The organism is Bradyrhizobium iriomotense (assembly GCF_030160715.1).
Classification (GTDB): domain Bacteria; phylum Pseudomonadota; class Alphaproteobacteria; order Rhizobiales; family Xanthobacteraceae; genus Bradyrhizobium; species Bradyrhizobium iriomotense.
In genome coordinates this window covers 1-20,898 of the sequence record NZ_BSOW01000021.1, presented here as the reverse complement: position 1 = coordinate 20,898, position 20,898 = coordinate 1, and the positions used below count along the sequence as shown (strand labels likewise).

Below are 20,898 nucleotides of genomic sequence, written 5' to 3'. Positions count from 1 at the left end.
ACTTTTCCGGATCATGCTCATTGACCGAGCCGCTCGATCAGCGCCGGCGCGTGCACCTGGTCGGCCTTGTAGTTGCCGGTCAGCGTGTACATCACGATGTTGACGCCGGCGCGGAAGGCGAATTCGCGCTGGCGCGGCTCGCCCGGCGTCAGCGGCAGCATCGGCTGGCCATCGGGACGGATCGCCCAGGCGCCCGCAAGATCGTTCGAGGTAATGATGATCGGCGAGACGCCGTCGCCGCCGCGCGCTGGGCGCTGCGCGCTCTCGTCCTCTTCCTCGCGCGGCAGGGTCTCGACCCAGGTCTGCCCGGTGTTGAAGCGGCCGGGGAAGTCGCGCAGCAGATAGAACGTCTTGGTCAGCACGTGCTCGCGCGGCACAGGCTCGAGCTCGGGTACGTCGAGCGAGGAGAGGATCTCGCGCAGCGACTGCATGCCCGGCGTCTGCGATGCGCCGTTCTCGCCGGGCGGCGCTTCGACCGCGTCACGGGTGTCGAAGATCACGGTGCCGCCCTGCTTCATGTAGGCGTCGATCTTGTTGATGGCGTCCTGCGGCGGCTTGGGCGCGCCCGGAACGATCGGCCAGTAGATCAGCGGGAAGAAGGCGAGCTCGTCGCGCGCCGGATCGACGCCGACGGGATCGCCGGCTTCGAGCGCGGTGCGCTGCGCCAGGAACAGCGTCAGCCCGGACATGCCGGCCTTCACGATGGAATCGACGTCGGCGTTACCAGTCACTACATAGGCCAAGCGGGTCTGCGAGACGGCTTTCATCGCAAAATCGTCAGCAGCGCTGTCGGCGCGTGACGGCGCGGGTGACAGCGCGCCGGCGAGCACCAACCCGATCGCAAGCACGGCGGGCGCCGCGCGCCGGCGCAAGAGCGCGGCAAGGCCGCCGCCGAGCAGCGCAACGATGATGGCGTCGATCAGGAACAGCGCCAGCGAGGTCGAGAGCAGCCAGCCGCGCAGGTCGCGCGGCTCGGCGTTGGTGTAGGTCGCGTGCCGGGCGCGCAGGCTCGCGGTGTTGAGCAGGGCGATACGGTCGGCGGCGGCGAGCGTGTTTACGGCCAGCGGTCCTTCCGCAGGGCCGTAGAAGCCGGGCGGATGATCGGGCGTGGCGCGGTCGCGATAGTCGGCCGACAGCGGCTTTGCCGTGGCGGGTGGCGGGCCAAAGGCGCCGAAGCCGTCGAGGATGTGCAGCGGCGCTACCGTCTCGGCGCTGGCCTCACCGGCAACGCCGGCGCCGGGCTTCGCGGTGTAGCCGGACATGTCGACGATCCGCCTCAGCATTTCGACAAAGGTGCCCGACATCGGCAGATCCGACCAGCGCATGTCGGCGCTGACGTGAAACAGGCTGACCAGACCCTTGCCGCGATGCTCGCCGGTGACGAGGGGCGTGCCGTCTTCGAGCGAGGCCCAGCTCTTGGTCGCCAGTACAGCATCGGGCTCTGCAAGCACCTGACGGTTCACGGTGACGTCCTTGGGCACAGGGACGCCGGCGAACGGACCGTCCGCGGTGAAGGCGGCGAGGTGCTGCGGCTTCTCCCATGTCAGGCTGCCGCCGAGCGTGCGGCCGCCCTTGCGCAGCTTCACCGGCACGAGATCGTCTTCGGCCTGCGCGAGGCGGGGGCCTGCGAAGCGCACCAGCACGCCGCCCTGGTCGACCCAGGCGTTGAGGCGCTCGCGGATTTCGGGCGCGACGGTGCCGACATCGGCCAAGATGATCATCGGCAGCTTCTGATCGAGGAATTGCGCGATGCCCTGCTGCGGCGCGCCCTTGTCGGCGAGGCGGACGTCGGCGAACGGCGCCAGCGCGCGGGTGAGATAGAAGGTCGGCGCGAGCAGCGGCTGCGCGGTCTCGCTGGTTGCACCGGAGACGATGCCGATGGCGCGGCGTCGCCAGCGCTTGTCGAGCAGTTGCACGGCGCCCGCGGAGCGTTCGCCGGAGATTTCGAGCCGCGTGATGTCGTTGCGCAGTTCAACCGGCAGGTCGAAGGCGGCCTCGGTTTCCTTGTCCTGCGGGCCAAAGGTGTAGCGAGCCTCACCGATCGGCGATCCCTTCTGGTCCAGCGCGCGCACGGTGCCGGCCGCAATGCCGCTGTCGGTGCGCAGCACCTTCACGACCATCTTTGCGGCCGCATTCTCCGCCGCAACCAGCGCCAGCGGGGAGGAGGTGCCGCCTTCGAACACCGTCAAGCTACGATCTCCGATCGTCTTGGTCAGGCCTTGCAGGAATTCCTCGCCGCGGCCGGTGTCGACGCCGTCGGACAGCCAGGCGATCTCGCAGTCACCGGTGGCTTTCAGGAAACGATCAATCGCGGTGAGAGTTTCGACGCGCTCGACGGAATAGGGTTTTGGTGCGAGCTGCCGCAGCGCAACGCGCGCCGCGCCGGCCGGCATCAGCGTGATGTCGCGGTTCGGCTCCGAGAGCGGCACGAGCGCGATGGCGCGGCGGTCGCCGTCGGCATTGGCGATCAGCTCGTCCGCGGCCTTGATCCGGGTATCCCAGTTCGAGGCCGCGCTCCAGCCGTCGTCGAACATGATCATCAGCGGCGCCTTGCTGCCGGCAAGGCCCGTCTGCGGATTCCAGATCGGGCCGGCGGCGGCGAAGATCACCAGTGCGGCCGCGAGCAGGCGCAGCGCCGTGAGCCACCAGGGCGTGCGCGAGGGCGTCTCTTCCTTCGGCGCGATGTCGAACAGCAGGCGCGTCGGCGGGAATTCGATGCGGCGCGGTCGCGGTGGCATCACGCGCAGCAGCCACCACAGTACCGGCAGGCTGACGAGCCCGATCAGGAGCAGCGGTTCGGTGAAGGCGAGCGGCAGGCTTCCGATCATGCGGCGGGCCCCGCTTTGACGGTGGTCGAGCGCACGCCCGATTTGCTCACCTGCATGCCGGCATGCAGGAACAGCAGCAGTTCGGCGGCGGAGCGGTCGGTGACGTGGGTGGCGAACAGCCAGTCGAGCTTGTTGGTCTCGTCGCGGATCTGGTCGCGATGCAGGGCGAGCCGCGCGGTGTAATCCTGCGCCCAGCTTTCGGCGCGGCCCGCGGTGATCACGCCAAAGCCCTCGGGCTCGACGAATTCGACGCGGCCGGAATAGGGGAACGTCTCCTCGGCGGGATCGACGATCTGAACCAGGGTGCCATGGGCTCCGGAGCTGGAGAGCCCTGCGAGCATGCTCCTGATCTCGGCGATCGGCGACCAGAAATCGGACAGCACGACCGTCTCGGCGAGTGCCGAGGGCACGAAGGACGGTGGCAGGCTCGGCCGTTCCGCGTCGTCATGCAGCATCGCCTGCGCCATCTTGTCGATGACGCTGCGGCTCGCGGTCGGTGCCATCAGGCCGGGAATGCCGACGCGCTCGCCGCCGGAGACGAGCAACTCGGCCAGCGCGAATGCCACGATCAGCGTGCGCTCGAGCTTGGAGTCACGCGCCTGCCGTGATGCGAACGCCATCGACGGCGAACGGTCGGGCCAGATCCACACCGTGTGCGCGGCTTCCCATTCCTGCTCGCGGACATAGAGATGGTCGTCACGTGCGGAACGGCGCCAGTCGACGTTCTGCGACGGCTCGCCGGAGACGAAGCGGCGATATTGCCAGAAGCTTTCGCCGGAGCCGGCGCGGCGGCGGCCATGCAGGCCGTGGATGACGTTGGCGGCGATGCGGCGGGCCTCTAACACCAGGCGCGGCAGCGAAGCGGCGAGCGTGCGGCTTTCGCCATCGGCACGTCGGATCGCAATGATCTCCTTCGCTGTGTGCCCGTTCTCTGCGGCCATCAACCGATCCGTGTCTTCAATTGCCGGATCACGTCCGGAATCGTGCGACCTTCGGCGCGCGCCTGGAACGTCAGTGCCATGCGGTGCTTCAGCACCGGCTCGGCGAGGTCGAGCACGTCGTCGATCGATGGTGCGAGGCGGCCGTCGAGCAGCGCGCGTGCACGCACCGCCAGCATCAGCGACTGGCTGGCGCGGGGACCGGGTCCCCAGGCGATCAGCTTGCCGGTTTCGCCACCGTCGGGACCGGGACGCGCCGAGCGCACCAGCGACAGAATGGCCTCCACCACGGAATCGCCGACCGGCAAGCGCCGCACCAATCGCTGGGCCGCGATCAGCGCATCCGCCGTCATCGATCCCTTCGCCAGCGTCTCTTCGGCGCCGGTGGTCTCGAACAGGATGCGCCGCTCGGCGTCGCGATCGGGATAGTCGACGTCGATCTCCATCAGGAAGCGGTCGAGCTGCGCTTCGGGCAGCGGGTAGGTGCCTTCCTGCTCGAGCGGGTTTTGCGTGGCCAGCACGTGGAAGGGCTTCGGCAGGTCGTGACGCGCGCCGGCGACCGTGATGTGCTGCTCCTGCATCGCTTGCAGGAGCGCGGACTGCGTGCGCGGGCTTGCGCGGTTGATTTCGTCGGCCATCAGGAGCTGCGCGAAGACGGGACCGGCGATGAAGCGGAACGAGCGCTTTCCGGCGGTGCTCTCGTCGAGCACTTCGGCGCCGAGAATGTCCGACGGCATCAGGTCCGGCGTGAACTGGATGCGCTTGGCGTCCAGGCCGAGCGTGATGCCGAGCGTCTCGACGAGCTTGGTCTTGGCCAGACCGGGCACGCCGATCAGCAGCGCATGACCGCCGGAGAGGATCGTCACCAGCGTGTTCTCGATCACGCTGTCCTGGCCGAAGATGACGGTTGCGATCGCGTCCTTGGCGGCGCGAATCTGCCCCGACACCTGCTCGGCAGAGCGGACGATCACGTCCTCGAGTTTTTCGACACTTTCCGCCATCCGTCAGCTCCTTAAGCCGTTCACGCGGCCCGCTCGCGTCGTCATCTCATCACATGTCAGCTCTTGGGCTCCATGCTAGACTTGCAGGACGGCCCTGTATTCGCTGAATTAAGCTATCCCCACCTTATCGGCTTCGGGATATGTACGGCATCACGAAGTGGCGACCTTGCACACCGGATGATTCCGGTGTGGAACCGCTCACTGAGGTACAATGTAGACCTGCACCAATCGTGCCAAAGACAAAGTCAGGGCAAACCATGGCGAACCAAGGGCAGAGCAAAAATCGGGGTCTTGACGGGCTGACCGCCGCCGCCAAGAACGCGGGTGCTGCCCAAAAAGGGCTGCCCCCGGTGCATCTGTGGAATCCGCCGTTTTGCGGCGATCTCGACATTCGAATCGCCTCCGATGGTACATGGTTCTACATGGGGACGCCAATTGGCCGCCCGGCGCTGGTGCGTCTATTCTCGACCATCCTGAAACGCGAAGAGGGCAAGCACTTTCTCGTCACGCCTGTGGAGAAAGTCGGGATTCGCGTCGACGACGCGCCGTTCATGGCGGTCGAGATGCAGAAGGAGGGCGAGGGCAACCATCGCGTGCTGAGCTTCCGCACCAATGTCGACGATTGGGTGAGGTGCGATGCTGCGCATGGCTTGCGCTTCGAGCAGGCGGCCGACGGCGGGCTGACACCCTATCTGCACGTGCGCTCTGACCTTTGGGCCAAGGTGACACGCGCGCTCTACTACGATCTGGTTGACATGGGCGAGGAGCGGATGGTCGATGGCCAGCCGATGTTCGGTGTCGAGTCGGCCGGCGAATTCTTCGCCATGGCGGATGCTGAGCAGGTGAGGGCCGCGCTTTGACCAAGCCGTTTCAGAAGGACGAACCAGTCCGGTTGGGCGCGGCGGATTTTTTCGCCCGCTCCAAGGCGCGGCTGACCTTCGACGTGCCGTCCGCCCTTTATGATCCCAACATCGTGCCGATGTCGGGTGATCCCGGCACCGACAAGATGCTCGAGATCGTTGCGCGCGAGCAGCCGGTGCGCCCAGCGGCGGTCCTGATCCCGGTCATCGACCGGCCCGAGCCGACCGTGCTGCTGACGCAGCGCTCGGCGCACCTGAACGACCATGCCGGGCAGATCGCTTTTCCCGGCGGCAAGATCGACGCGATGGACGCCTCTCCGCGCGATGCGGCGCTGCGCGAGGCCGAGGAAGAGGTCGGCCTGTCGCGCGACTTCGTCGAGCCGGTCGGCTATCTCGATCTCTACGGCACCGCCTTCGGCTTCCGCATCCTGCCGACGGTCGCAAAGGTCCGGCCGGGATTTGAGCTGACGATCAACCATTCCGAGGTTGATGACGCCTTCGAGGTGCCGCTATCCTTCCTGATGGATCCGGCGAACCACCAGGTGCATAGCAAGGAATTCCGCGGCATGGAGCGCTTCTACTACGCGATGCCGTTCGCGGAGCGGTACATCTGGGGCGCGACCGCCGGGATATTGCGTGTGTTGTATGAGCGGATCTATTTGCCATGATCCGGCCGGCGCTGACCGAGATCGGAATCTTCCTCATTCCCTTCGCGGTCTATGCCCTGTTCCTGGTCGCGACGCGCTCCGGCCTGTTCGTGCAGTCCTCCTGGCCGGTCTACACCATCGCCCGCCTCTTGCTGGTCGCACTGGTGCTGGTGATCGCAAGCCTGATCGGACTTGCGCATTTCACCGGCGCCTCGCCGAACTCGACCTATGTCCCCGCGCATGTCGAGAACGGCAGGCTCGTGCCGGGCGTCGAGAAATAGGGGCCGGCAGATGAGCGCGGAGCCCCTGCTTGCCGATGCCTCCTGGCTGACCTCCGGCGGGACCGCGCGCGTCCTGAAACTCCTGAACGCGGGCGGCGAGGAGGCACGCGTGGTCGGCGGCGCCGTGCGCAACGCGCTCCTCAAGCTGCCGCCGGGCGACATGGATATCGCAACCACCGCATTGCCGGAGGAGGTGATGCGGCGTGCCAAGAGCGCCGGCATCAAGAGCGTTCCGACCGGCATCGACCACGGCACCATCACTTTGGTCATCGACGGGCAGCCGTACGAAGTGACCACGCTGCGCGAGGACACCGAGACCTTCGGCCGCAAGGCCAGGGTTGTGTTCGGCCGTGACTGGGTGAGGGACGCCGAGCGGCGCGACTTCACCATGAACGGGTTGTCGGTCGACGCGCACGGCGTCGTGCACGACCATGTCGGCGGGCTTGCAGACGTCGCCGCGCGGCGCGTGCGCTTCATCGGCGATCCCGACCAGCGCATCGCGGAAGATTACCTGCGCATCCTGCGCTTCTTCCGCATCCACGCCGCCTTCGGCGCTGGCGAGCCGGACCGCGACGGCTATCTCGCCTGCATCCGTGGCCGCGCCGGGCTTGCCGGCCTCTCGGCCGAGCGGGTGCGCATGGAAATACTGAAGCTGCTGGTCGCAGCCGGTGCTGCGCCAGCAGTGCTGGCCATGGCCGACGGTGGCCTGCTCCAACCATTGATCGGCGGGGTGGCCTATTCCGGCCCGCTGGCGAGGATGATCGCGATCGAGCACGAGCTTGGTCTGCCCGTGAGCGCGACCCGGCGCCTAGCCGCGCTGACGGTCGCCGTCACCGAGGACGCCAAGCGCGTCGCGGCACGGCTCAGGCTCAGCAATGCGGAGGCCAAGGCGCTGGATTCGATGGGGCATCGCTGGTGGCGGTTCGCCAATAGGGACGAGGCCAATGCGCGCCGGCTGCTCTATCGGCTCGGTGCAGAGCGCTATCACGATCGCGTGTTGCTGGCCTGGTCGAGGGACGCCGGTGACGTGGGCTCGGTGCGCTGGCGCGAGCTTGCCGAGCTGCCGCAACGCTGGACGCCGCCGAAATTTCCGCTGAAAGCCGCCGACTTCATCGCGCGCGGCATGGCGGAAGGGCCCGCGCTCGGACGTGTGTTGACGCTCGCCGAGGACGCTTGGCTGGCGGCGGATTTTCCCCTAGAGGAGGCGGCGCTCGCTTCCATCGCAGATCAAGCTGCGGCACGCGTCAGCCGCGATCAGAAAACGTGACCATCGTCTCAGGCTTCGCCGATATCTCGATTTTGCAGCTTCTGCTGGTCGCGTTGATGGCGTTGTTTGCTTCGATCATCGGTGGTCTTGCCGGCTATGGCACCGGCGCCCTAATGCCGCTGGTGCTGGTGCCGATGGTCGGCGCCGAGCCCGTAGTGCCGATCATCGCGATCTCCGCGATCTTCACCAATCTCAGCCGCGCGGTTGCCTATGTCAGCTATGCCGATCGCCGCCGCGCCTTGATCGTGCTTGCCTGCGCGGCGCTGACGACGGCGCTCGGCGCCTACGGCTACACGCGCCTCACCAATGCCGGCGCGGCGCTGGTGATCGGCACCATGCTGATCCTGAGCGTGCCGCTGCGCCGCGTGCTGCGCCGCCGCCAGGTCAAGATCGGCAATACGGGCCTTGCGGCAGGCTCGGTCGGTTACGGCGTGCTGGTCGGCGGCACCTCGGGCTCGGGCGTGATCCTGCTCTCGCTGCTGATGGCGGCGGGTCTCGAAGGCGCGGCGGTGATTGCGACCGACGCGATGATCTCGCTCGGCACCGGCCTCATCAAGATCTCGGTGTTCGGCCTCGCCGGCGCGGTGACCGCGCAGGTGCTGGCGTTTGCGCTGCTGATCGGCGGGATGGCGGTGCCGGGTGCGTTCCTGGCAAAGGCCTTTGTCGAGCGGATGCCGGTGCACATCCATGCCGCGATCCTCGACGTTGCGGTGATCACGGGCGGGCTCGTGATGATATCGGCTGCAGTGAAGCAGTTCATCTGAGAGCCCGGTGCATCGCTACGAGGCCCGTTCTCTCAGAACCACGGCTCCTCGTAGGCAGGCTTGCCATCGACCAAGAGCCGTTTGATGGCGGCGCGTCCGGAGGGTGTGACCGCAGCCACGACGGTCAGCTTGCGCCGGTCGCGCGCCTGCTCGAGCTTCAGTCCCTCACCTTCGGGAACGAAATAGCGTTCCAGATTGTAGTTGATGCGCAGTGCGGTGCAGAAGGCGCGGGAATCCGGGCCGCAATTCGTGCCGTAAGTGACGCGGCCGCGGATCAACACCTCCGGGCTCGTCACCGGGACGGCTTTGGCATGCACCGAGACGGCCTTGTAGAGACCGTCGCGATCGGGCGTCAACTTGACGAACACGATCGGATTGCGGGCCCCGGCGGGTTGATCTTGTAGCGGTCCTGACGGCACCTCCGAAATGTCATAGGCCAGCCGAACGTAGTCCCCGCGCAGGAGATCCCTGGGATCGACGGGACGCGTTTGCAGGGCGATCTCCGCGCCGTCGCGCAGGATCTGGACCCGATCGATGATCATGACGGCCAAGAGCGCGAACTGAATCAGCGCGGCGGCCGCGAAGAGGGCGACCTTGGGGATGCGCTGCAAGGAGCCGGCGATGCTGGTCATGTCTCGGTCCTCGGCAGCAGGCGGTTGAGCACGGCCGCCATCGCGATCGCGACGACGCCCGCCGCGGCGAGAAACGCCGAGCGACGCAGCAGCGAGCCCTGGACGGCCCAGGTGATGCCGGCAATCACGCCGGCGATGCCGAGCCAGCCGGCAACCATCCGCGCGCGGCTGCCGTCGAGCATGCCTGAAACGACGAGGCAAAGCATGGCGCTGAGCACGACGGCATAGGCAGGCCATGGCTCGCCGGTTTGCCGCAACGGCCACACGACGGTCGCGATCATCATGAGCGCCATCGCGCCGCCGGCAAAGGCCGCGCCGGCCTCTCGTCTAAGCACTCCGACTGCGAAGGCTGCGATTGTGCCGGCGACGCCGCAAGCGATTGCCCACGGTGGGGCGCCATCGGAGCCGGCGCGGAGCACGTCGTTGGATGCAATCACCTCCAGGGCGGCAACGACGGCCAGCGCGAATGCGCCGTAGTTCGACAATACGCCGCCCGCTTCGCGCGTCCGCGGCCACGGCGTAGCGGCCAGCGCCAGCCCGCCGCCCAGCAGCAGCGCTGCACCATTGGCAAGAACAAGGAACGGCGTGAGCTCGAACAGGTCAAGCCGAATTGCCGTCGCAATCCACCACGGCAACGTCGCCAGCGCGACAAGATGAGCGGCCACACGCGACTTCCAGATCAGCGCAAGGGCGCCTGCGATGAGCCAGAGCGCGACGAACGGAAGGTGCGGGCCGTCATCGAGGTCGATGATGCGCATGCAAGTCCAGATGCTTGCCGCGACGAGCGCCACCGCAAGCGCGCCGCGCGAGCTGGTCAGCGCGGCTGCGCAGAGCGCGCCCACGGCCCACAGCAGCATGCCCCCGGCAAAGTCGTCGCCGAGGTGATACATCTGGCCGACGAGTGCGATACCGGCCCCGAAAATGACCGCGCCGACGCTTGCGCAGAGGTCGGCGAGGATGGGTCGCTCGGTGCGGGCGAACCACGCGCCGAGCCCGTTGGACGCAACGATGCCCGTGATGAGGATTGCGAAGCGCGATGGTCGCGCAATTTCCAACCAATGTGCGGCTACGAAGGCCAGGAACGCGGCTGCGATCAACAGGCCGCCGACAATGCCCACCACGACGGGAATGTTGAAGCGGGAGGCAGTCGCCGGAAGCGCACCGCGGATGGCGGCTACGGCCGCCGGCGTGACCACGCCGTCGGCTTCCCATCGCGCGAGATCAGCTTCGAGGCGCTGCCGGTAGGCTCGATCAAGCATCGCCAGTTCGCCGTCGCCGGCCTCCGGGAGAGGAGGTTCGGTCTGTCGCCACCTTGCACCGGCAGGGTGTCTCCGGGCTTGGGACGAGTCTTCCACGTGGCATTGCCGGCTCCCGCTAGGGCAGAATCAATCTACTACCCTATCGGTTGCGGTGGAACGGCGGCAGGTTCAAGAGGGTGGTCGGGAGATTCGAAGCAAATCGCGGCCCGACTTCAATTGGAGGGCCGCGATCGCGAAGCGGAACGTATGCGGGGCGCCGGACGCGAGGACATTACTCCTCGTCGTCGTCGTCTTCTTCGTCTTCTTCGTCCTCTTCGTCATCATCCTCTTCCTCTTCCGCCTCGACCTGCTCGAGCACGGCGAGCGGCAGCTCCTGGCGGTAAAGGTCGCCTTCCATGCCCATCCAGAGGCAGAGCACCTCGTCCTCTTTCACGTCCGCAACCGTCATTGGTTGCCCGCCTGATTTCAGCATGACGATATCGCCGGCTTTCAATTCCATGGATTTGTCCTCCGAGTAGATCGACCCGAGGCTAGCAAGCCGTCATGACAGGGCGATCACGGCCCGGACGAGGACTTTCGTTCCTGTGGATGATTTCAACCGCGCTCGCTCACCGCGGTCCGGATGGGCGTGCACTGGTCGCTGAACAGGCCGATGACATCGCGCGCGAGCGGAACGTGGCAGAGGAAACCGGACGGACGGTATTTCACCCTGATGCGCTCGAGTTGGGCCATCGTCAGCGTCATATAGGCATCGATGCGTCGGGCCTGCGTGTTGAGCCTCTCCTTGTAGTCCTCCTGTTGCTTCGGAAGTGGCTGTTTGCCGCTCTGGTTCATATCGATTGCGGCGCCCGGCCTGCCCCGCAATGCCTCGAAGCAATGATGCATGATCAGCACGTGGTGCTTGGCGCTCCACCAGTTGATGTTGACCACCTTTCGCAGGGGATCGACCGCTCCGCTGCCTCGTTGTCTGGCACAAAGATCGACGTAAGCCTTGGGTCCGTTGGCGGTGGGGTCCGTGCAGAGCTCTTCATTCGGCGGCCCATGATCGGTGCCGTCAAAGATGGCTCCCTTGAAGTGAGGGAGGTTGGCTTCGGCGTCGCAGTCGAAATTGTACTCGGTGAGCAGCATGTCCGTGAGCGGGTCCTGGTCGAGGGTGCGCGGGGCGGCCGGATCGCGGCTGAGATCGCTCGGCCAATCGATGTAGATCTCCGCCTTGCGCGCAAAAACGAGTCCGTTCTGTCGCAGCGCCGTCCGCGCCTTGGAATAGTCCGAAGCGAGGTCGGAGGCGGCCTTCGCGTCCACCTGCATGACGGCGGCATCCGCCTTCGCCGTCCGAGCCTCGGCATAATCCGTAAGGATGCTCTCCTGAAGCATCTGGACCTCGGCGAAGGCGTTGGAGATCTCGATGAAGGTCGAGGTGGCCGCGGCCATGTCGGCCTTGGCCTGCTCGCCGACCTTTTCCTCGTAGGAATTGAGATATTGGAAGTAGCCGCCGAAGAACCCGGTGAGCAGGGTGACGATGGTCAATCCCTTGGTGACCGAGAGGCGACTGTCCCAGGACTGGATGCTGTCCCACAGGCCTGATTTCTTCGCAGGCGCCTGCGCGCGCTTGATCTCTCTTGGAACGTCCTGCATCGCTGCCTCCGTTCTCGCCTCAACCCTCCGCGCCCGAGCGCGATCGTACCGCAATCCGGGATTGCGGTCTGTGAAGAATTTCACTTAAGGAGGTTGCCGCTAGGGCGTCCGGGGCAGGAGTTCGGTCAGCGAGCGGATGATGCGGTCGGGCTTGATCGGCGATCCCGCAGGTAAGCCCTCGCCATGCACGTCCATCCAGATCGCGTAGATGCCGAGGCGTTGCGGCGTCACGACTTCCCATTCCAGATTGTCGCCGATCATCCAGGTATCCCCGGCGGTGACCCCGAGCGCGTCCATCGCGTGCAGATAGGCGCGCTCCTCGGGCTTGCCGAAACCGTGCTCGCCCTCGATCTGGATGTGGTCGAAGCGGTGGGTCAATTCGAAACGCTCGACCTTGGCGCGCTGCATGTCGGCAGCCCCATTGGTCACCAGCGCGAGCTTGACGCCAAGCACCTTCAGCCGGTCGATCGCCTCATGCGCGCCGGGGAAGACGAACATCTCCTCCTCGCGATAGGTGGTGAAGCGGTCGGCAAGGCGAACGGCGAGATCGTCGGGCAGGGCGCGGTGCCCGCTTGCGGCGAGCGCCGCGAAGCCGCCTTTCACCGTCAGGCGCCGGGCCTCGCCGAGCTTGAGCCGCCAGGCGGCTTCCGCATTGGCCCAGAAATTCCGCGCAAACGTCAGAACGGCTGCGGCGACCTGCTCCGGCGGCAGTGGGGCAAGCTCGGCCGCGAACTCGGCCGCGATCGTGTTCCAGGCGATCTCGGGACGGCCATAGGCCGACAGGATGGTGTCATCCATGTCGATCAGCATGGCGTGGGGGAGGGGCATTGCGGTCATGGCCATTTCACTTCCGGCGGCAGCGACGACAGGATCGAATCCACATTGCCGCCGGTCTTCAGCCCGAAGATGGTGCCGCGGTCGTAGAGCAGGTTGAACTCGACGTAGCGTCCGCGCCGGACCAGCTGCTCCTCGCGATCGGCAGCCGTCCAGGCGGCCGCGAAATTGCGCCGCACGAGCTCCGGATAGATCTTCAGGAAGGCGCGGCCGACGTCCTGGGTGAAGGCGAGATCGGCTTCCCAATCGCCGCTGTCGTGCCAGTCGTAGAAGATGCCGCCGATGCCGCGGGCCTCTTTCCGGTGCGGAAGATAGAAATACTCGTCGCACCATTTCCGGTACTTGTCGTAGTCGGCGACGCCGTTCGGCCCGGTGCAGGCCTCCTGCATCGCGGCGTGGAAGGCGACCGTGTCCGCATCCTCCTGCGTGCGCCGCCGGTCGAGCACCGGCGTCAAATCGGCGCCGCCGCCGAACCAGGCTTTCGTCGTGACCACGAAGCGCGTGTTCATGTGCACGGCCGGCACGTTCGGATTGCGCATATGCGCGATCAGCGAGATGCCCGACGCCCAGAACCGCGGATCGTCCGCCGCGCCGGGGATCTGCGCGCGGAATTCGGGCGCGAACTCGCCATGCACGGTCGAGCAATGCACGCCGACCTTCTCGAACAGGCGGCCATACATCATCGACATCACGCCGCCGCCGCCGGGCGCGCCGGTGTGATCGGTGCGCTGCCACGGCGTGCGCACGAAACGGCCGGCCGCATCGGGATAGAGTGCTTGCGGCGCGTCGTCCTCAAGCCGCTCGAAGCTTGCGCAGATGTCGTCGCGCAGAGACTCAAACCAGCCCCGCGCGCGTGCCTTGCGGTCCTCGATTATCGATACGTCCATCTGCATTCCCGTCGCCAACCAAGCGGAGCGTCGCGTAGGGTGGGCACGCTAGGCTTTGCCCACCCTACGAAGTCTAGTCTTGCCGCTATTCTTGCGGACCGTAATAGGTGCAGCTCTCGTTGCAACTGTCGCGATGGATGCTGACGCGGGTCAGCCCGCCGAGATGCGCAAGGCGCTCCCAGACGAAGCGCGAGAGGTTTTCAAGCGTCGGGACACCCAGTGCCTCGATCTTGTTGAGAAACTTGTGGTCGAGCGTCAGCCGAACGTCCTCGATCGCGCGCTGGAGGAGGCCGAGATCCACCACCATGCCGGTCACCGGATCCGGCGTGCCGCGCAAGCTCACCTCGGCGCGGAAGGAATGGCCGTGAATCTCCTCGCTCGCCGCGCCAAAGGTCGTGCCCGACAGCGTGTGCGCCGCCTCGAAGCGGAATGATTTCGTCAATTCCCACATCTTGTGAACGTCAGTCCTATCTGATGCCGAGCGTCTTGTGTGTTTGCACGCTGAGCCGCCATTGCGGGTGGCGCAGGCAATAGTCGATGGCGCGCGCGGTGTTCTCGGCCACCTCAGGCCCGTCCATCGGTTGCAGCGAGAACCGCTCGAAGGCGAGGCCTTCGAAAGCTTCCGGCAGCGCCAGCGCTTGCGGATAGACCAGCTTCAACTCGTGACCGCGCCGCACGACGAGATCGCTTCCCGCCTTCGGACTGACGCAGATCCAGTCGAGGCCATCAGGCGGAAGGATCGTGCCGTTGGTCTCGACCCCGATCTCGAAGCCGTTGCCGTGTAGCGCATCGACCAGCGCGCCGTCTACCTGCAAGAGCGGCTCGCCACCGGTCAGCACGACATAACGGTTACCTTGATGTTGTCCGTGATCTTGTTTTTGGGTTCCCGTCCATTGCGCGGCGATCGTCGCCGCAAGGTCCTCCGCCGTGGCGTAGCGTCCGCCCAGCGTGCCATCGGTGCCGACGAAATCCGTGTCGCAGAACTGGCAGACGGCACCGGCGCGGTCGGCCTCGCGGCCGCTCCAGAGGTTGCAGCCGGCAAAACGGCAGAACACCGCCGCGCGCCCGGCATGGGCGCCTTCGCCTTGCAGGGTCAGGAAGATTTCCTTGACCGCGTAACTCACCATGCTCTCCTTAAAGCTCTAGGCCTGAGGGGTGCGGGTCTGCCGCAGCGCTTCGCCTGCGGCCATCGCCGCGGTCATCGCCACATTGAGCGAGCGCAGCCCCGGCTTGATCGGGATGACGAGCCGCGCATCCGCGGCCGCGACCACCTCGTCGGTGACCCCTGCGCTCTCGCGCCCGAGCAGCAGGATGTCCGACGGCTGGTAGCGAAAATCAAGATAGTTGGTCGCGCCCTTGGTGGTGAACAGCAGCAGCCGGTACCCCTGTTCCGTGCGCCATGCCTCAAATTTCGACCAGGAGTCGTGACGGCTCACGCTGACCTGGTCCAGATAGTCCATTCCCGCCCGGCGGAACAAGCGGTCGGAGACGGGAAAACCCGCCGGCTCGATGATATGGGCGGCCATGTCCAGACAGGCACAGAGCCTGAGAATCGTGCCGGTGTTCTGGGGGATGTCGGGCTGGAAGAGCGCTATCTGCATGGGCTGCGACGGGGTTGGTGCGGACCGGAAATGTCTCAATAAAACATCGCTGGCCGCGGAATTCGTGCATTGCACGCTTGCGCGCCGATAGCGGGCTTGCGCTCGCCCGGCAAGGGTGCCAATAGAACGATTCTGGACTGCTGTTTCGCTCGTTTTGGCGCGGATCAAGCAAAGTTCTGCCGCCGCGGGGGGCCGCGGGCGCCGGCAGCCAGTTCCGGGGACCTTTGGGCGCCCCCTGGGGCGGTTCCGCCGGTCGCATAAGAAGAAAGGGTTGGAATCGTGACGACAGCGTCTTCGGCGGACCATCCGACACGCCGTGATTTCCTTTTCGTTGCAACGGGGGCAGCAGCGGCAGTGGGGGGTGTTGCGACGCTCTGGCCGTTCATTTCCCAGATGAATCCGGACGCCTCGACGATCGCCGCCGGCGCGCCGATCGAGGTCGATCTGACCCCGGTGGCCGAAGGCCAGGACATCAAGGTGTTCTGGCGCGGCAAGCCGATCTACATCAGCCATCGCACCAAGAAGCAGATCGAAGAGGCGCGCGCGGTCAACGTCGCGAGCCTGCCCGATCCGCAATCCGACGAGGCGCGGGTCAAGGCCGGGCACGAGCAGTGGCTGGTCGTGATCGGCATCTGCACCCATCTCGGCTGCATCCCGATCGCGCATGAGGGCAATTACGACGGCTTCTTCTGCCCCTGCCACGGCTCGCAGTACGATTCCTCGGGGCGTATCCGCCAGGGGCCCGCACCCGCAAACCTGCCGGTGCCGCCCTATCAGTTCGTCTCCGACACCAAAATCCAGATCGGCTGAGCTTCGGACCCCGCGCCCGAAGCTTCGTGCCGTCGCGTCGTTTATTTCCTCAGGATCGCATCATGAGCGGACCCTCCGACTACCAGCCGAGCAATCCAGCCCTGAAATGGATCGAGCGGCGGCTGCCGATCTTTGGTCTTATGCACTCCTCGTTCGTCGCCTATCCGACGCCGCGTAACCTGAACTACTGGTGGACCTTCGGCGCCATCCTGTCCTTCATGCTCGGGATGCAGATCGTCACCGGCGTGATCCTGGCGATGCACTACACGCCGCACGCCGATCTCGCCTTCCGCTCGGTCGAGCTGATCGTGCGCGACGTGAACTACGGCTGGCTACTCCGCAACATGCACGCCTGCGGCGCGTCGATGTTCTTCTTCGCCGTCTACGTCCACATGCTGCGCGGCCTGTACTACGGCTCCTACAAGGAGCCGCGCGAGGTGCTGTGGATTCTCGGCGTCATCATCTACCTCCTGATGATGGCGACCGGCTTCATGGGCTACGTGCTGCCGTGGGGCCAGATGAGCTTCTGGGGCGCCACCGTCATCACCAACCTGTTCTCCGCCATTCCCTATTTCGGTGAGAGCATCGTGACGCTGCTCTGGGGCGGCTACTCCGTCGGCAACCCGACGCTGAACCGCTTCTTCTCGCTGCACTATCTGCTGCCGTTCCTGATTGCGGGCGTCGTCGTCCTGCACGTCTGGGCGCTGCACGTCGCCGGCCAGAACAATCCGGACGGCGTCGAAGCCAAGACGGAAAAGGACACGGTGGCGTTCACGCCGTATGCGACGATCAAGGACCTGTTCGGCGTGTCCTGCTTCGTGATCTTCTATTCCTGGTTCATCTTCTACATGCCGAACTATCTCGGCGACGCCGACAACTACATCCCGGCGAATCCGGGCGTGACGCCGCCGCACATCGTGCCGGAATGGTACTACCTGCCGTTCTACGCGATCCTGCGCTCGATCCCGAACAAGCTGGCAGGCGTCATCGCGATGTTCTCGGCGATCATCGTGCTGGCATTCCTGCCCTGGCTCGACAGCGCCAAGACCCGATCGATGAAGTATCGCCCGCTGGCCAAGCAGTTCTTCTGGATCTTCGTCGTGGTCTGCATCCTGCTCGGCTATCTCGGCGCGCAGCCGCCGGAGGGCATCTACGTGATCGCCGGCCGTGTCCTGACGGTCTGCTACTTCGCCTACTTCCTGATCGTGCTGCCGCTGCTCTCGCGCATCGAGACCCCGCGGCCGGTGCCGAACTCGATCGCAGACGCGGTGCTGGCCAAGGGCGGCAAGGTCGCGGTCTCCATCGCGGTCGCGCTGGTCGCTGCCGGCGCCCTGTTCGCCGGCACGCTCGGGGACGCGCGCGCTTCGGAAGGCTCCGACAGGCCGCCGGGCATCAAGTGGTCGTTCGCCGGTCCGTTCGGCAAGTTCGACCGCGGCGCGCTCCAGCGTGGCCTGAAGGTCTACAAGGAGGTCTGCGCCAACTGCCACGGCCTGTCCTATGTCGCCTTCCGCAACCTCGCGGAGGCCGGCGGCCCCGGCTATTCCGTGGCGCAGGCGTCGGCGTTCGCCTCCGAGTACAAGATCAAGGACGGTCCGAACGACCAGGGCGAGATGTTCGAGCGTCCGGGCCGGCCGGCGGACTACTTCCCGTCGCCCTTCCCGAACGAGCAGGCGGCTCGCGCGGCGAACGGCGGTGCGGCGCCGCCCGACCTGTCGCTGATCACCAAGGCGCGCTCCTACGGCCGCGGCTTCCCCTGGTTCATCTTCGACTTCTTCACCCAGTACCAGGAGCAGGGCCCGGACTACGTCGCGGCGGTCTTGCAGGGCTTTGAGGAGAAGGTGCCGGAAGGCGTGACCATCCCGGAGGGCTCCTACTTCAACAAGTACTTCCCGGGCCACGCCATCAAGATGCCGAAGCCGCTCAGCGACGGCCAAGTCACCTATGACGACGGCTCGCCGACCACGGTCGCGCAATATGCCAAGGACGTCACCACGTTCCTGATGTGGACCGCGGAGCCGCACATGGAGGCGCGCAAGCAGCTCGGCTTCCAGGTGTTCGTGTTCCTGATCATCTTCACCGGTCTGATGTACTTCACCAAGAAGAAGGTCTGGGCCGACGCGCACTGAGCGGCCGAATAGCGAGAGAAATAGAAAAGCCCCCGCAAGGGGGCTTTTTTGTTAGTTGCACTCCCTCGTGTCCCGGGCGCGGCGCAGCGTGCAACGGTGCCGCAGAACCGGGACCCAGCCTGCTCGTGGCTGGGCCCCGGATCAGCAGCGCATCACGCCGCAAAGATGCCGCGCGCTGCGCAGCATCCGGGGCACGAGAGTTTGTATGGGGCGGCGATTGCCTATCGCTCGCGCAGCGGCCAAAATACCTGCAACGTCCCCCAGAAACTCGTCGGAGGAAAGCATGGGCACCGTCATCACCTTCAAGCGTCCGGACGGCAAGGATGCGTCGGGCTATCTCGCCAATACCGCGCGCGGCAACGCGCCGGGCGTCGTCGTGATCCAGGAATGGTGGGGGCTGTCGGACCAGATCAAGGGCCTGTGCGACCGCTTTGCGCTCGCCGGCTTCGATGCGCTGGCGCCCGACCTCTACAAGGGCAAGGTGGTGCCGTATCACGACATGGATGCGGCCAATCGCGAGATGAACTCGCTCGATTTCATGGATGCCACCACCCAGACCGTGCGCGGCGCCGCGCAATACCTGGCGCGCAACAGCGCCAAGGTCGGGCTGACCGGCTTTTGCCTGGGCGGTGCTGTGACCATCATCGGCGCCACCAAGATCCCGGAGCTTGCGGCCGGCGTCGTGTTCTACGGCATCCCGCCGGAGCAGGCGGCCAAGCCGGCTGACGTCAAGATCCCGCTCCAGGCGCATTTCGCCAACAAGGACGATTGGTGCACGCCGGAGCTGGTCAATGGCTTCGAAAAGGCCATGAAGGCAGCCGGCAAGTCGCTCGAGCTGTTCCGCTATGACGCCGAGCACGCCTTCGTCAACGAGCAGCGCCAGGCGGTGCACGACCGCGAAGCCGCCGAGCTCGCCTGGGGCCGCGCGACCGAGTTCTTCAGGAAACATCTGGGATGAACGCAGCGGCGCGCTGATGCGACACAAGACAGGCTGCCCGGAATCGGGCGGCTGCTTTGGCGCGGTCACGACTCTGCCGCGCCGGAGCCAACACATCGGCGCCGAGCCCCCCCCATGAAGGCCTTCCTGATAGCATCATTATTCGTGACCGCCCTAGCGGCACCTTGTTGGGCCAAGGATCCCGCCTGTAACGGGCCGGAATTTCAGGCCTTCCGCAACGACTTCGAAGGCGCGGCGAATGCGAACGACAAGAGCCGCATCGTCAAGCTGATCTCCTTTCCCGTCGAGTTCTGGTCGGCGGAAGGCAAGCACGACGTTCAGAGCGGCCCGGTCAAGAGCGAGGCCGAATTCCTGCAGCGCTACGACACGTTGTTCACGCCCTTCATGCGCAAGCATCTGCACACCGCAAAACTCCTGTCACTCCCCGAGGGGCACTGCGCGCTGACCTGGCATGACACGAACTCCGAATTCACCTTCGAATTCCGCTATGTCCCCGACAACGGATTTCGGGCGATCGGATATGAGGTCGGGGCGTATTAGCTACTGGCCCCGAACTCCTGTATACTCGCTCCATGATCAAGGTCCTGGAAGACGCAGTCGAGCAGGTGCGAAAGCTGCCGGAGGATCGGCAGGCCTACGTCGCCGAGGTGCTGGAGCAGATCGTCGCTGCTGATGGTGATCTGTTCTCTGTGCCGGAAGAGCATCGTGCCGCCGTTCTCGAAGGTTTCGCGGAAGCCGAACGGGGCGAGTTCGCCAGCGACGAGGAGATGGCCGCGCTCTGGAAGAAGTGTGGCCTGTGAGGTTAGGCTCCGGCGGCAAGGGAGTTCTGGGCCGCGCTGGGTCGTTGGGGCGTTCAAGCAGGCGCATCAGGACTGTGCCCTTGACGCCGCCGCCGCGCCATGGTGTGTAGTTCCCCCATGAGCACCGCCGTCCGCCCGTCCCGTCTTTGGTGGCGCACCTCCTAAGAGGTGGCCGGTGCGATTTCTTTTCCCAAAATCGTCGAAGGTCGCCAACGCAGTGCGGCGGCCTGATCGTTTGTCCTGTGTGGCGTTCCCTCGGCAAGTTTCGTAAGAGGACACCATGAACAGGACAGTCTTTGCCCTCCCGGCCAGAAGCGACCATGTGACCCGCGCGGGTCTCGCGATCACGCGCGTGGCCGAGCAGTTTAGCGGCGGTGCCAACAGGCTCGACGATCTCGTCAATCTGCTCGACCGCCGCCGCGGCGTGGTCCTCTCGTCGGGCACGACCGTGCCCGGCCGCTACGAGAGTTTTGACCTCGGTTTCTCCGATCCGCCGCTCAAGCTCGAAACCGTTGGCGTCAATTTCAGGCTGGAAGCGCTGAACCAGCGTGGGCAGGTGCTGATCGCCTTCCTCGCCGACGTGCTGCGCGAACCCTGCGTGGTGATCTCCGAGAAGACGGCCTCGCGGCTTGCCGGCCATATCATCCGCGGCGATGCGCCGGTCGAGGAGGATCAGCGCACCCGGCGCGCCAGCGTGATGTCGCTGGTGCGCGATCTCGTCGCCGCCTTTTCCGCCAATGACGACGGGCTGCTCGGCCTGTTCGGGGCCT

22 protein-coding genes and 1 pseudogene are annotated in these 20,898 nt (G+C 65.8%); 11 read left to right on the top strand and 12 right to left on the bottom strand.

The window, feature by feature from the left end:
- Nucleotides 1-17: 17 nt before the first annotated feature.
- From QQL28_RS27425 to QQL28_RS27415, 3 genes are read right to left on the bottom strand one after another with little or no spacing between them, the layout of a single operon-like run.
- A complete protein-coding gene (locus QQL28_RS27425) occupies nucleotides 18-2,828 on the bottom strand; it encodes a DUF4159 domain-containing protein (protein WP_284270491.1) in 2,811 nt (936 codons plus the stop codon).
- The gene (locus QQL28_RS27420; RefSeq protein ID WP_284270489.1) at nucleotides 2,825-3,769 is read right to left on the bottom strand and encodes a DUF58 domain-containing protein; all 945 of its coding nucleotides are present in this window, start codon (nucleotides 3,767-3,769) and stop codon (nucleotides 2,825-2,827) included. Before QQL28_RS27420 ends, QQL28_RS27425 begins: the two co-directional genes overlap by 4 nt.
- Nucleotides 3,769-4,767 (bottom strand): AAA family ATPase, encoded by a 999-nt coding sequence (locus tag QQL28_RS27415; protein WP_284270488.1) that lies wholly within the window; start codon nucleotides 4,765-4,767, stop codon nucleotides 3,769-3,771. The genes QQL28_RS27420 and QQL28_RS27415 overlap by 1 nt, the downstream gene beginning before the upstream one ends.
- 257 nt (nucleotides 4,768-5,024) lie before the next feature.
- On the opposite strand from QQL28_RS27415, the gene QQL28_RS27410 reads away from it, so the two are divergent.
- The 5 genes from QQL28_RS27410 to QQL28_RS27390 are packed head-to-tail and all read left to right on the top strand — an operon-like array spanning nucleotide 5,025 to nucleotide 8,586.
- Nucleotides 5,025-5,627 (top strand): DUF1285 domain-containing protein, encoded by a 603-nt coding sequence (locus QQL28_RS27410; RefSeq protein WP_284270703.1) that lies wholly within the window; start codon nucleotides 5,025-5,027, stop codon nucleotides 5,625-5,627.
- Nucleotides 5,628-5,659: 32 nt separating this feature from the next.
- A complete protein-coding gene (locus tag QQL28_RS27405) occupies nucleotides 5,660-6,295 on the top strand; it encodes a CoA pyrophosphatase (protein ID WP_431309648.1) in 636 nt (211 codons plus the stop codon).
- The gene (locus QQL28_RS27400; protein WP_284270485.1) at nucleotides 6,292-6,555 is read left to right on the top strand and encodes a DUF6111 family protein; all 264 of its coding nucleotides are present in this window, start codon (nucleotides 6,292-6,294) and stop codon (nucleotides 6,553-6,555) included. The genes QQL28_RS27405 and QQL28_RS27400 overlap by 4 nt, the downstream gene beginning before the upstream one ends.
- A gap of 10 nt (nucleotides 6,556-6,565) precedes the next feature.
- Nucleotides 6,566-7,822: a CCA tRNA nucleotidyltransferase gene (locus tag QQL28_RS27395; RefSeq protein WP_284270483.1), complete on the top strand. Its 1,257-nt coding sequence runs from the start codon at nucleotides 6,566-6,568 to the stop codon at nucleotides 7,820-7,822.
- Entirely contained in the window at nucleotides 7,819-8,586 is a 768-nt protein-coding gene (locus QQL28_RS27390; RefSeq protein WP_284270481.1) for a sulfite exporter TauE/SafE family protein, read from the top strand. The genes QQL28_RS27395 and QQL28_RS27390 overlap by 4 nt, the downstream gene beginning before the upstream one ends.
- A gap of 32 nt (nucleotides 8,587-8,618) precedes the next feature.
- Here the strand turns inward: QQL28_RS27390 and QQL28_RS27385 are convergent, their stop codons facing one another.
- The 9 genes from QQL28_RS27385 to QQL28_RS27345 all read right to left on the bottom strand — a co-directional run bounded on the left by QQL28_RS27385 (nucleotide 8,619) and on the right by QQL28_RS27345 (nucleotide 15,434).
- Complete coding sequence (locus QQL28_RS27385) at nucleotides 8,619-9,218, bottom strand: GDYXXLXY domain-containing protein (protein ID WP_284270480.1); 600 nt, start codon at nucleotides 9,216-9,218, stop codon at nucleotides 8,619-8,621.
- A complete protein-coding gene (locus tag QQL28_RS27380; protein ID WP_284270478.1) occupies nucleotides 9,215-10,477 on the bottom strand; it encodes a DUF2157 domain-containing protein in 1,263 nt (420 codons plus the stop codon). The genes QQL28_RS27385 and QQL28_RS27380 overlap by 4 nt, the downstream gene beginning before the upstream one ends.
- Nucleotides 10,478-10,748: 271 nt before the next feature.
- Nucleotides 10,749-10,976 carry a YodC family protein gene (locus QQL28_RS27375; protein WP_284270477.1) on the bottom strand — a complete coding sequence of 76 codons (228 nt, stop codon included), beginning with the start codon at nucleotides 10,974-10,976 and terminating at the stop codon, nucleotides 10,749-10,751.
- Nucleotides 10,977-11,071: 95 nt separating this feature from the next.
- The gene (locus tag QQL28_RS27370) at nucleotides 11,072-12,112 is read right to left on the bottom strand and encodes a hypothetical protein (RefSeq protein WP_284270475.1); all 1,041 of its coding nucleotides are present in this window, start codon (nucleotides 12,110-12,112) and stop codon (nucleotides 11,072-11,074) included.
- A 99-nt stretch (nucleotides 12,113-12,211) separates the two neighbouring features.
- Complete coding sequence (locus tag QQL28_RS27365) at nucleotides 12,212-12,955, bottom strand: HAD family hydrolase (RefSeq protein WP_284270465.1); 744 nt, start codon at nucleotides 12,953-12,955, stop codon at nucleotides 12,212-12,214.
- Nucleotides 12,946-13,833, bottom strand: a complete 888-nt coding sequence (gene hemF / locus QQL28_RS27360; protein WP_284270464.1) for an oxygen-dependent coproporphyrinogen oxidase — start codon at nucleotides 13,831-13,833, stop codon at nucleotides 12,946-12,948. The genes QQL28_RS27365 and hemF overlap by 10 nt, the downstream gene beginning before the upstream one ends.
- Before the next feature lie 85 nt (nucleotides 13,834-13,918).
- Nucleotides 13,919-14,284, bottom strand: coding sequence for a 6-pyruvoyl trahydropterin synthase family protein (locus QQL28_RS27355; RefSeq protein ID WP_284270462.1), 366 nt, complete (start codon nucleotides 14,282-14,284; stop codon nucleotides 13,919-13,921).
- A 16-nt stretch (nucleotides 14,285-14,300) separates the two neighbouring features.
- Complete coding sequence (gene queE, locus QQL28_RS27350; RefSeq protein WP_284270460.1) at nucleotides 14,301-14,957, bottom strand: 7-carboxy-7-deazaguanine synthase; 657 nt, start codon at nucleotides 14,955-14,957, stop codon at nucleotides 14,301-14,303.
- Between the two features lie 18 nt (nucleotides 14,958-14,975).
- A complete protein-coding gene (locus tag QQL28_RS27345; protein ID WP_284270458.1) occupies nucleotides 14,976-15,434 on the bottom strand; it encodes a tRNA (cytidine(34)-2'-O)-methyltransferase in 459 nt (152 codons plus the stop codon).
- Between the two features lie 279 nt (nucleotides 15,435-15,713).
- On the opposite strand from QQL28_RS27345, the gene petA reads away from it, so the two are divergent.
- The 6 genes and pseudogenes from petA to QQL28_RS27315 all read left to right on the top strand — a co-directional run.
- Nucleotides 15,714-16,244, top strand: coding sequence for a ubiquinol-cytochrome c reductase iron-sulfur subunit (petA, locus tag QQL28_RS27340; RefSeq protein ID WP_254107914.1), 531 nt, complete (start codon nucleotides 15,714-15,716; stop codon nucleotides 16,242-16,244).
- Between the two features lie 62 nt (nucleotides 16,245-16,306).
- On the top strand, nucleotides 16,307-18,370 hold the full coding sequence (fbcH, locus tag QQL28_RS27335; RefSeq protein ID WP_284270456.1) for a cytochrome b/c1: 2,064 nt from the start codon (nucleotides 16,307-16,309) through the stop codon (nucleotides 18,368-18,370).
- Nucleotides 18,371-18,653: 283 nt separating this feature from the next.
- Nucleotides 18,654-19,328, top strand: coding sequence for a dienelactone hydrolase family protein (locus QQL28_RS27330; RefSeq protein ID WP_284270454.1), 675 nt, complete (start codon nucleotides 18,654-18,656; stop codon nucleotides 19,326-19,328).
- 144 nt (nucleotides 19,329-19,472) lie between these two features.
- Nucleotides 19,473-19,868 carry a hypothetical protein gene (locus QQL28_RS27325; RefSeq protein ID WP_284270453.1) on the top strand — a complete coding sequence of 132 codons (396 nt, stop codon included), beginning with the start codon at nucleotides 19,473-19,475 and terminating at the stop codon, nucleotides 19,866-19,868.
- A gap of 32 nt (nucleotides 19,869-19,900) precedes the next feature.
- Nucleotides 19,901-20,128: a hypothetical protein gene (locus tag QQL28_RS27320; protein WP_284270452.1), complete on the top strand. Its 228-nt coding sequence runs from the start codon at nucleotides 19,901-19,903 to the stop codon at nucleotides 20,126-20,128.
- A 280-nt stretch (nucleotides 20,129-20,408) separates the two neighbouring features.
- A pseudogene (locus QQL28_RS27315) lies at nucleotides 20,409-20,898 on the top strand (anthranilate synthase component I); the annotation flags it as partial.

Excerpts from the sequence above, each read along its gene's own strand:
- QQL28_RS27425 (WP_284270491.1), bottom strand. The coding sequence starts at position 2,828 with ATGATCGGAAGCCTGCCGCTCGCCTTCACCGAACCGCTGCTCCTGATC.
- QQL28_RS27420 (WP_284270489.1), bottom strand. The coding sequence starts at position 3,769 with ATGGCCGCAGAGAACGGGCACACAGCGAAGGAGATCATTGCGATCCGA.
- QQL28_RS27415 (WP_284270488.1), bottom strand. The coding sequence starts at position 4,767 with ATGGCGGAAAGTGTCGAAAAACTCGAGGACGTGATCGTCCGCTCTGCC.
- QQL28_RS27410 (WP_284270703.1), top strand. The coding sequence starts at position 5,025 with ATGGCGAACCAAGGGCAGAGCAAAAATCGGGGTCTTGACGGGCTGACC.
- QQL28_RS27400 (WP_284270485.1), top strand. The coding sequence starts at position 6,292 with ATGATCCGGCCGGCGCTGACCGAGATCGGAATCTTCCTCATTCCCTTC.
- QQL28_RS27395 (WP_284270483.1), top strand. The coding sequence starts at position 6,566 with ATGAGCGCGGAGCCCCTGCTTGCCGATGCCTCCTGGCTGACCTCCGGC.
- QQL28_RS27385 (WP_284270480.1), bottom strand. The coding sequence starts at position 9,218 with ATGACCAGCATCGCCGGCTCCTTGCAGCGCATCCCCAAGGTCGCCCTC.
- QQL28_RS27380 (WP_284270478.1), bottom strand. The coding sequence starts at position 10,477 with ATGCTTGATCGAGCCTACCGGCAGCGCCTCGAAGCTGATCTCGCGCGA.
- QQL28_RS27375 (WP_284270477.1), bottom strand. The coding sequence starts at position 10,976 with ATGGAATTGAAAGCCGGCGATATCGTCATGCTGAAATCAGGCGGGCAA.
- QQL28_RS27370 (WP_284270475.1), bottom strand. The coding sequence starts at position 12,112 with ATGCAGGACGTTCCAAGAGAGATCAAGCGCGCGCAGGCGCCTGCGAAG.
- QQL28_RS27365 (WP_284270465.1), bottom strand. The coding sequence starts at position 12,955 with ATGGCCATGACCGCAATGCCCCTCCCCCACGCCATGCTGATCGACATG.
- hemF (WP_284270464.1), bottom strand. The coding sequence starts at position 13,833 with ATGGACGTATCGATAATCGAGGACCGCAAGGCACGCGCGCGGGGCTGG.
- QQL28_RS27355 (WP_284270462.1), bottom strand. The coding sequence starts at position 14,284 with ATGTGGGAATTGACGAAATCATTCCGCTTCGAGGCGGCGCACACGCTG.
- QQL28_RS27345 (WP_284270458.1), bottom strand. The coding sequence starts at position 15,434 with ATGCAGATAGCGCTCTTCCAGCCCGACATCCCCCAGAACACCGGCACG.
- fbcH (WP_284270456.1), top strand. The coding sequence starts at position 16,307 with ATGAGCGGACCCTCCGACTACCAGCCGAGCAATCCAGCCCTGAAATGG.
- QQL28_RS27330 (WP_284270454.1), top strand. The coding sequence starts at position 18,654 with ATGGGCACCGTCATCACCTTCAAGCGTCCGGACGGCAAGGATGCGTCG.
- QQL28_RS27320 (WP_284270452.1), top strand. The coding sequence starts at position 19,901 with ATGATCAAGGTCCTGGAAGACGCAGTCGAGCAGGTGCGAAAGCTGCCG.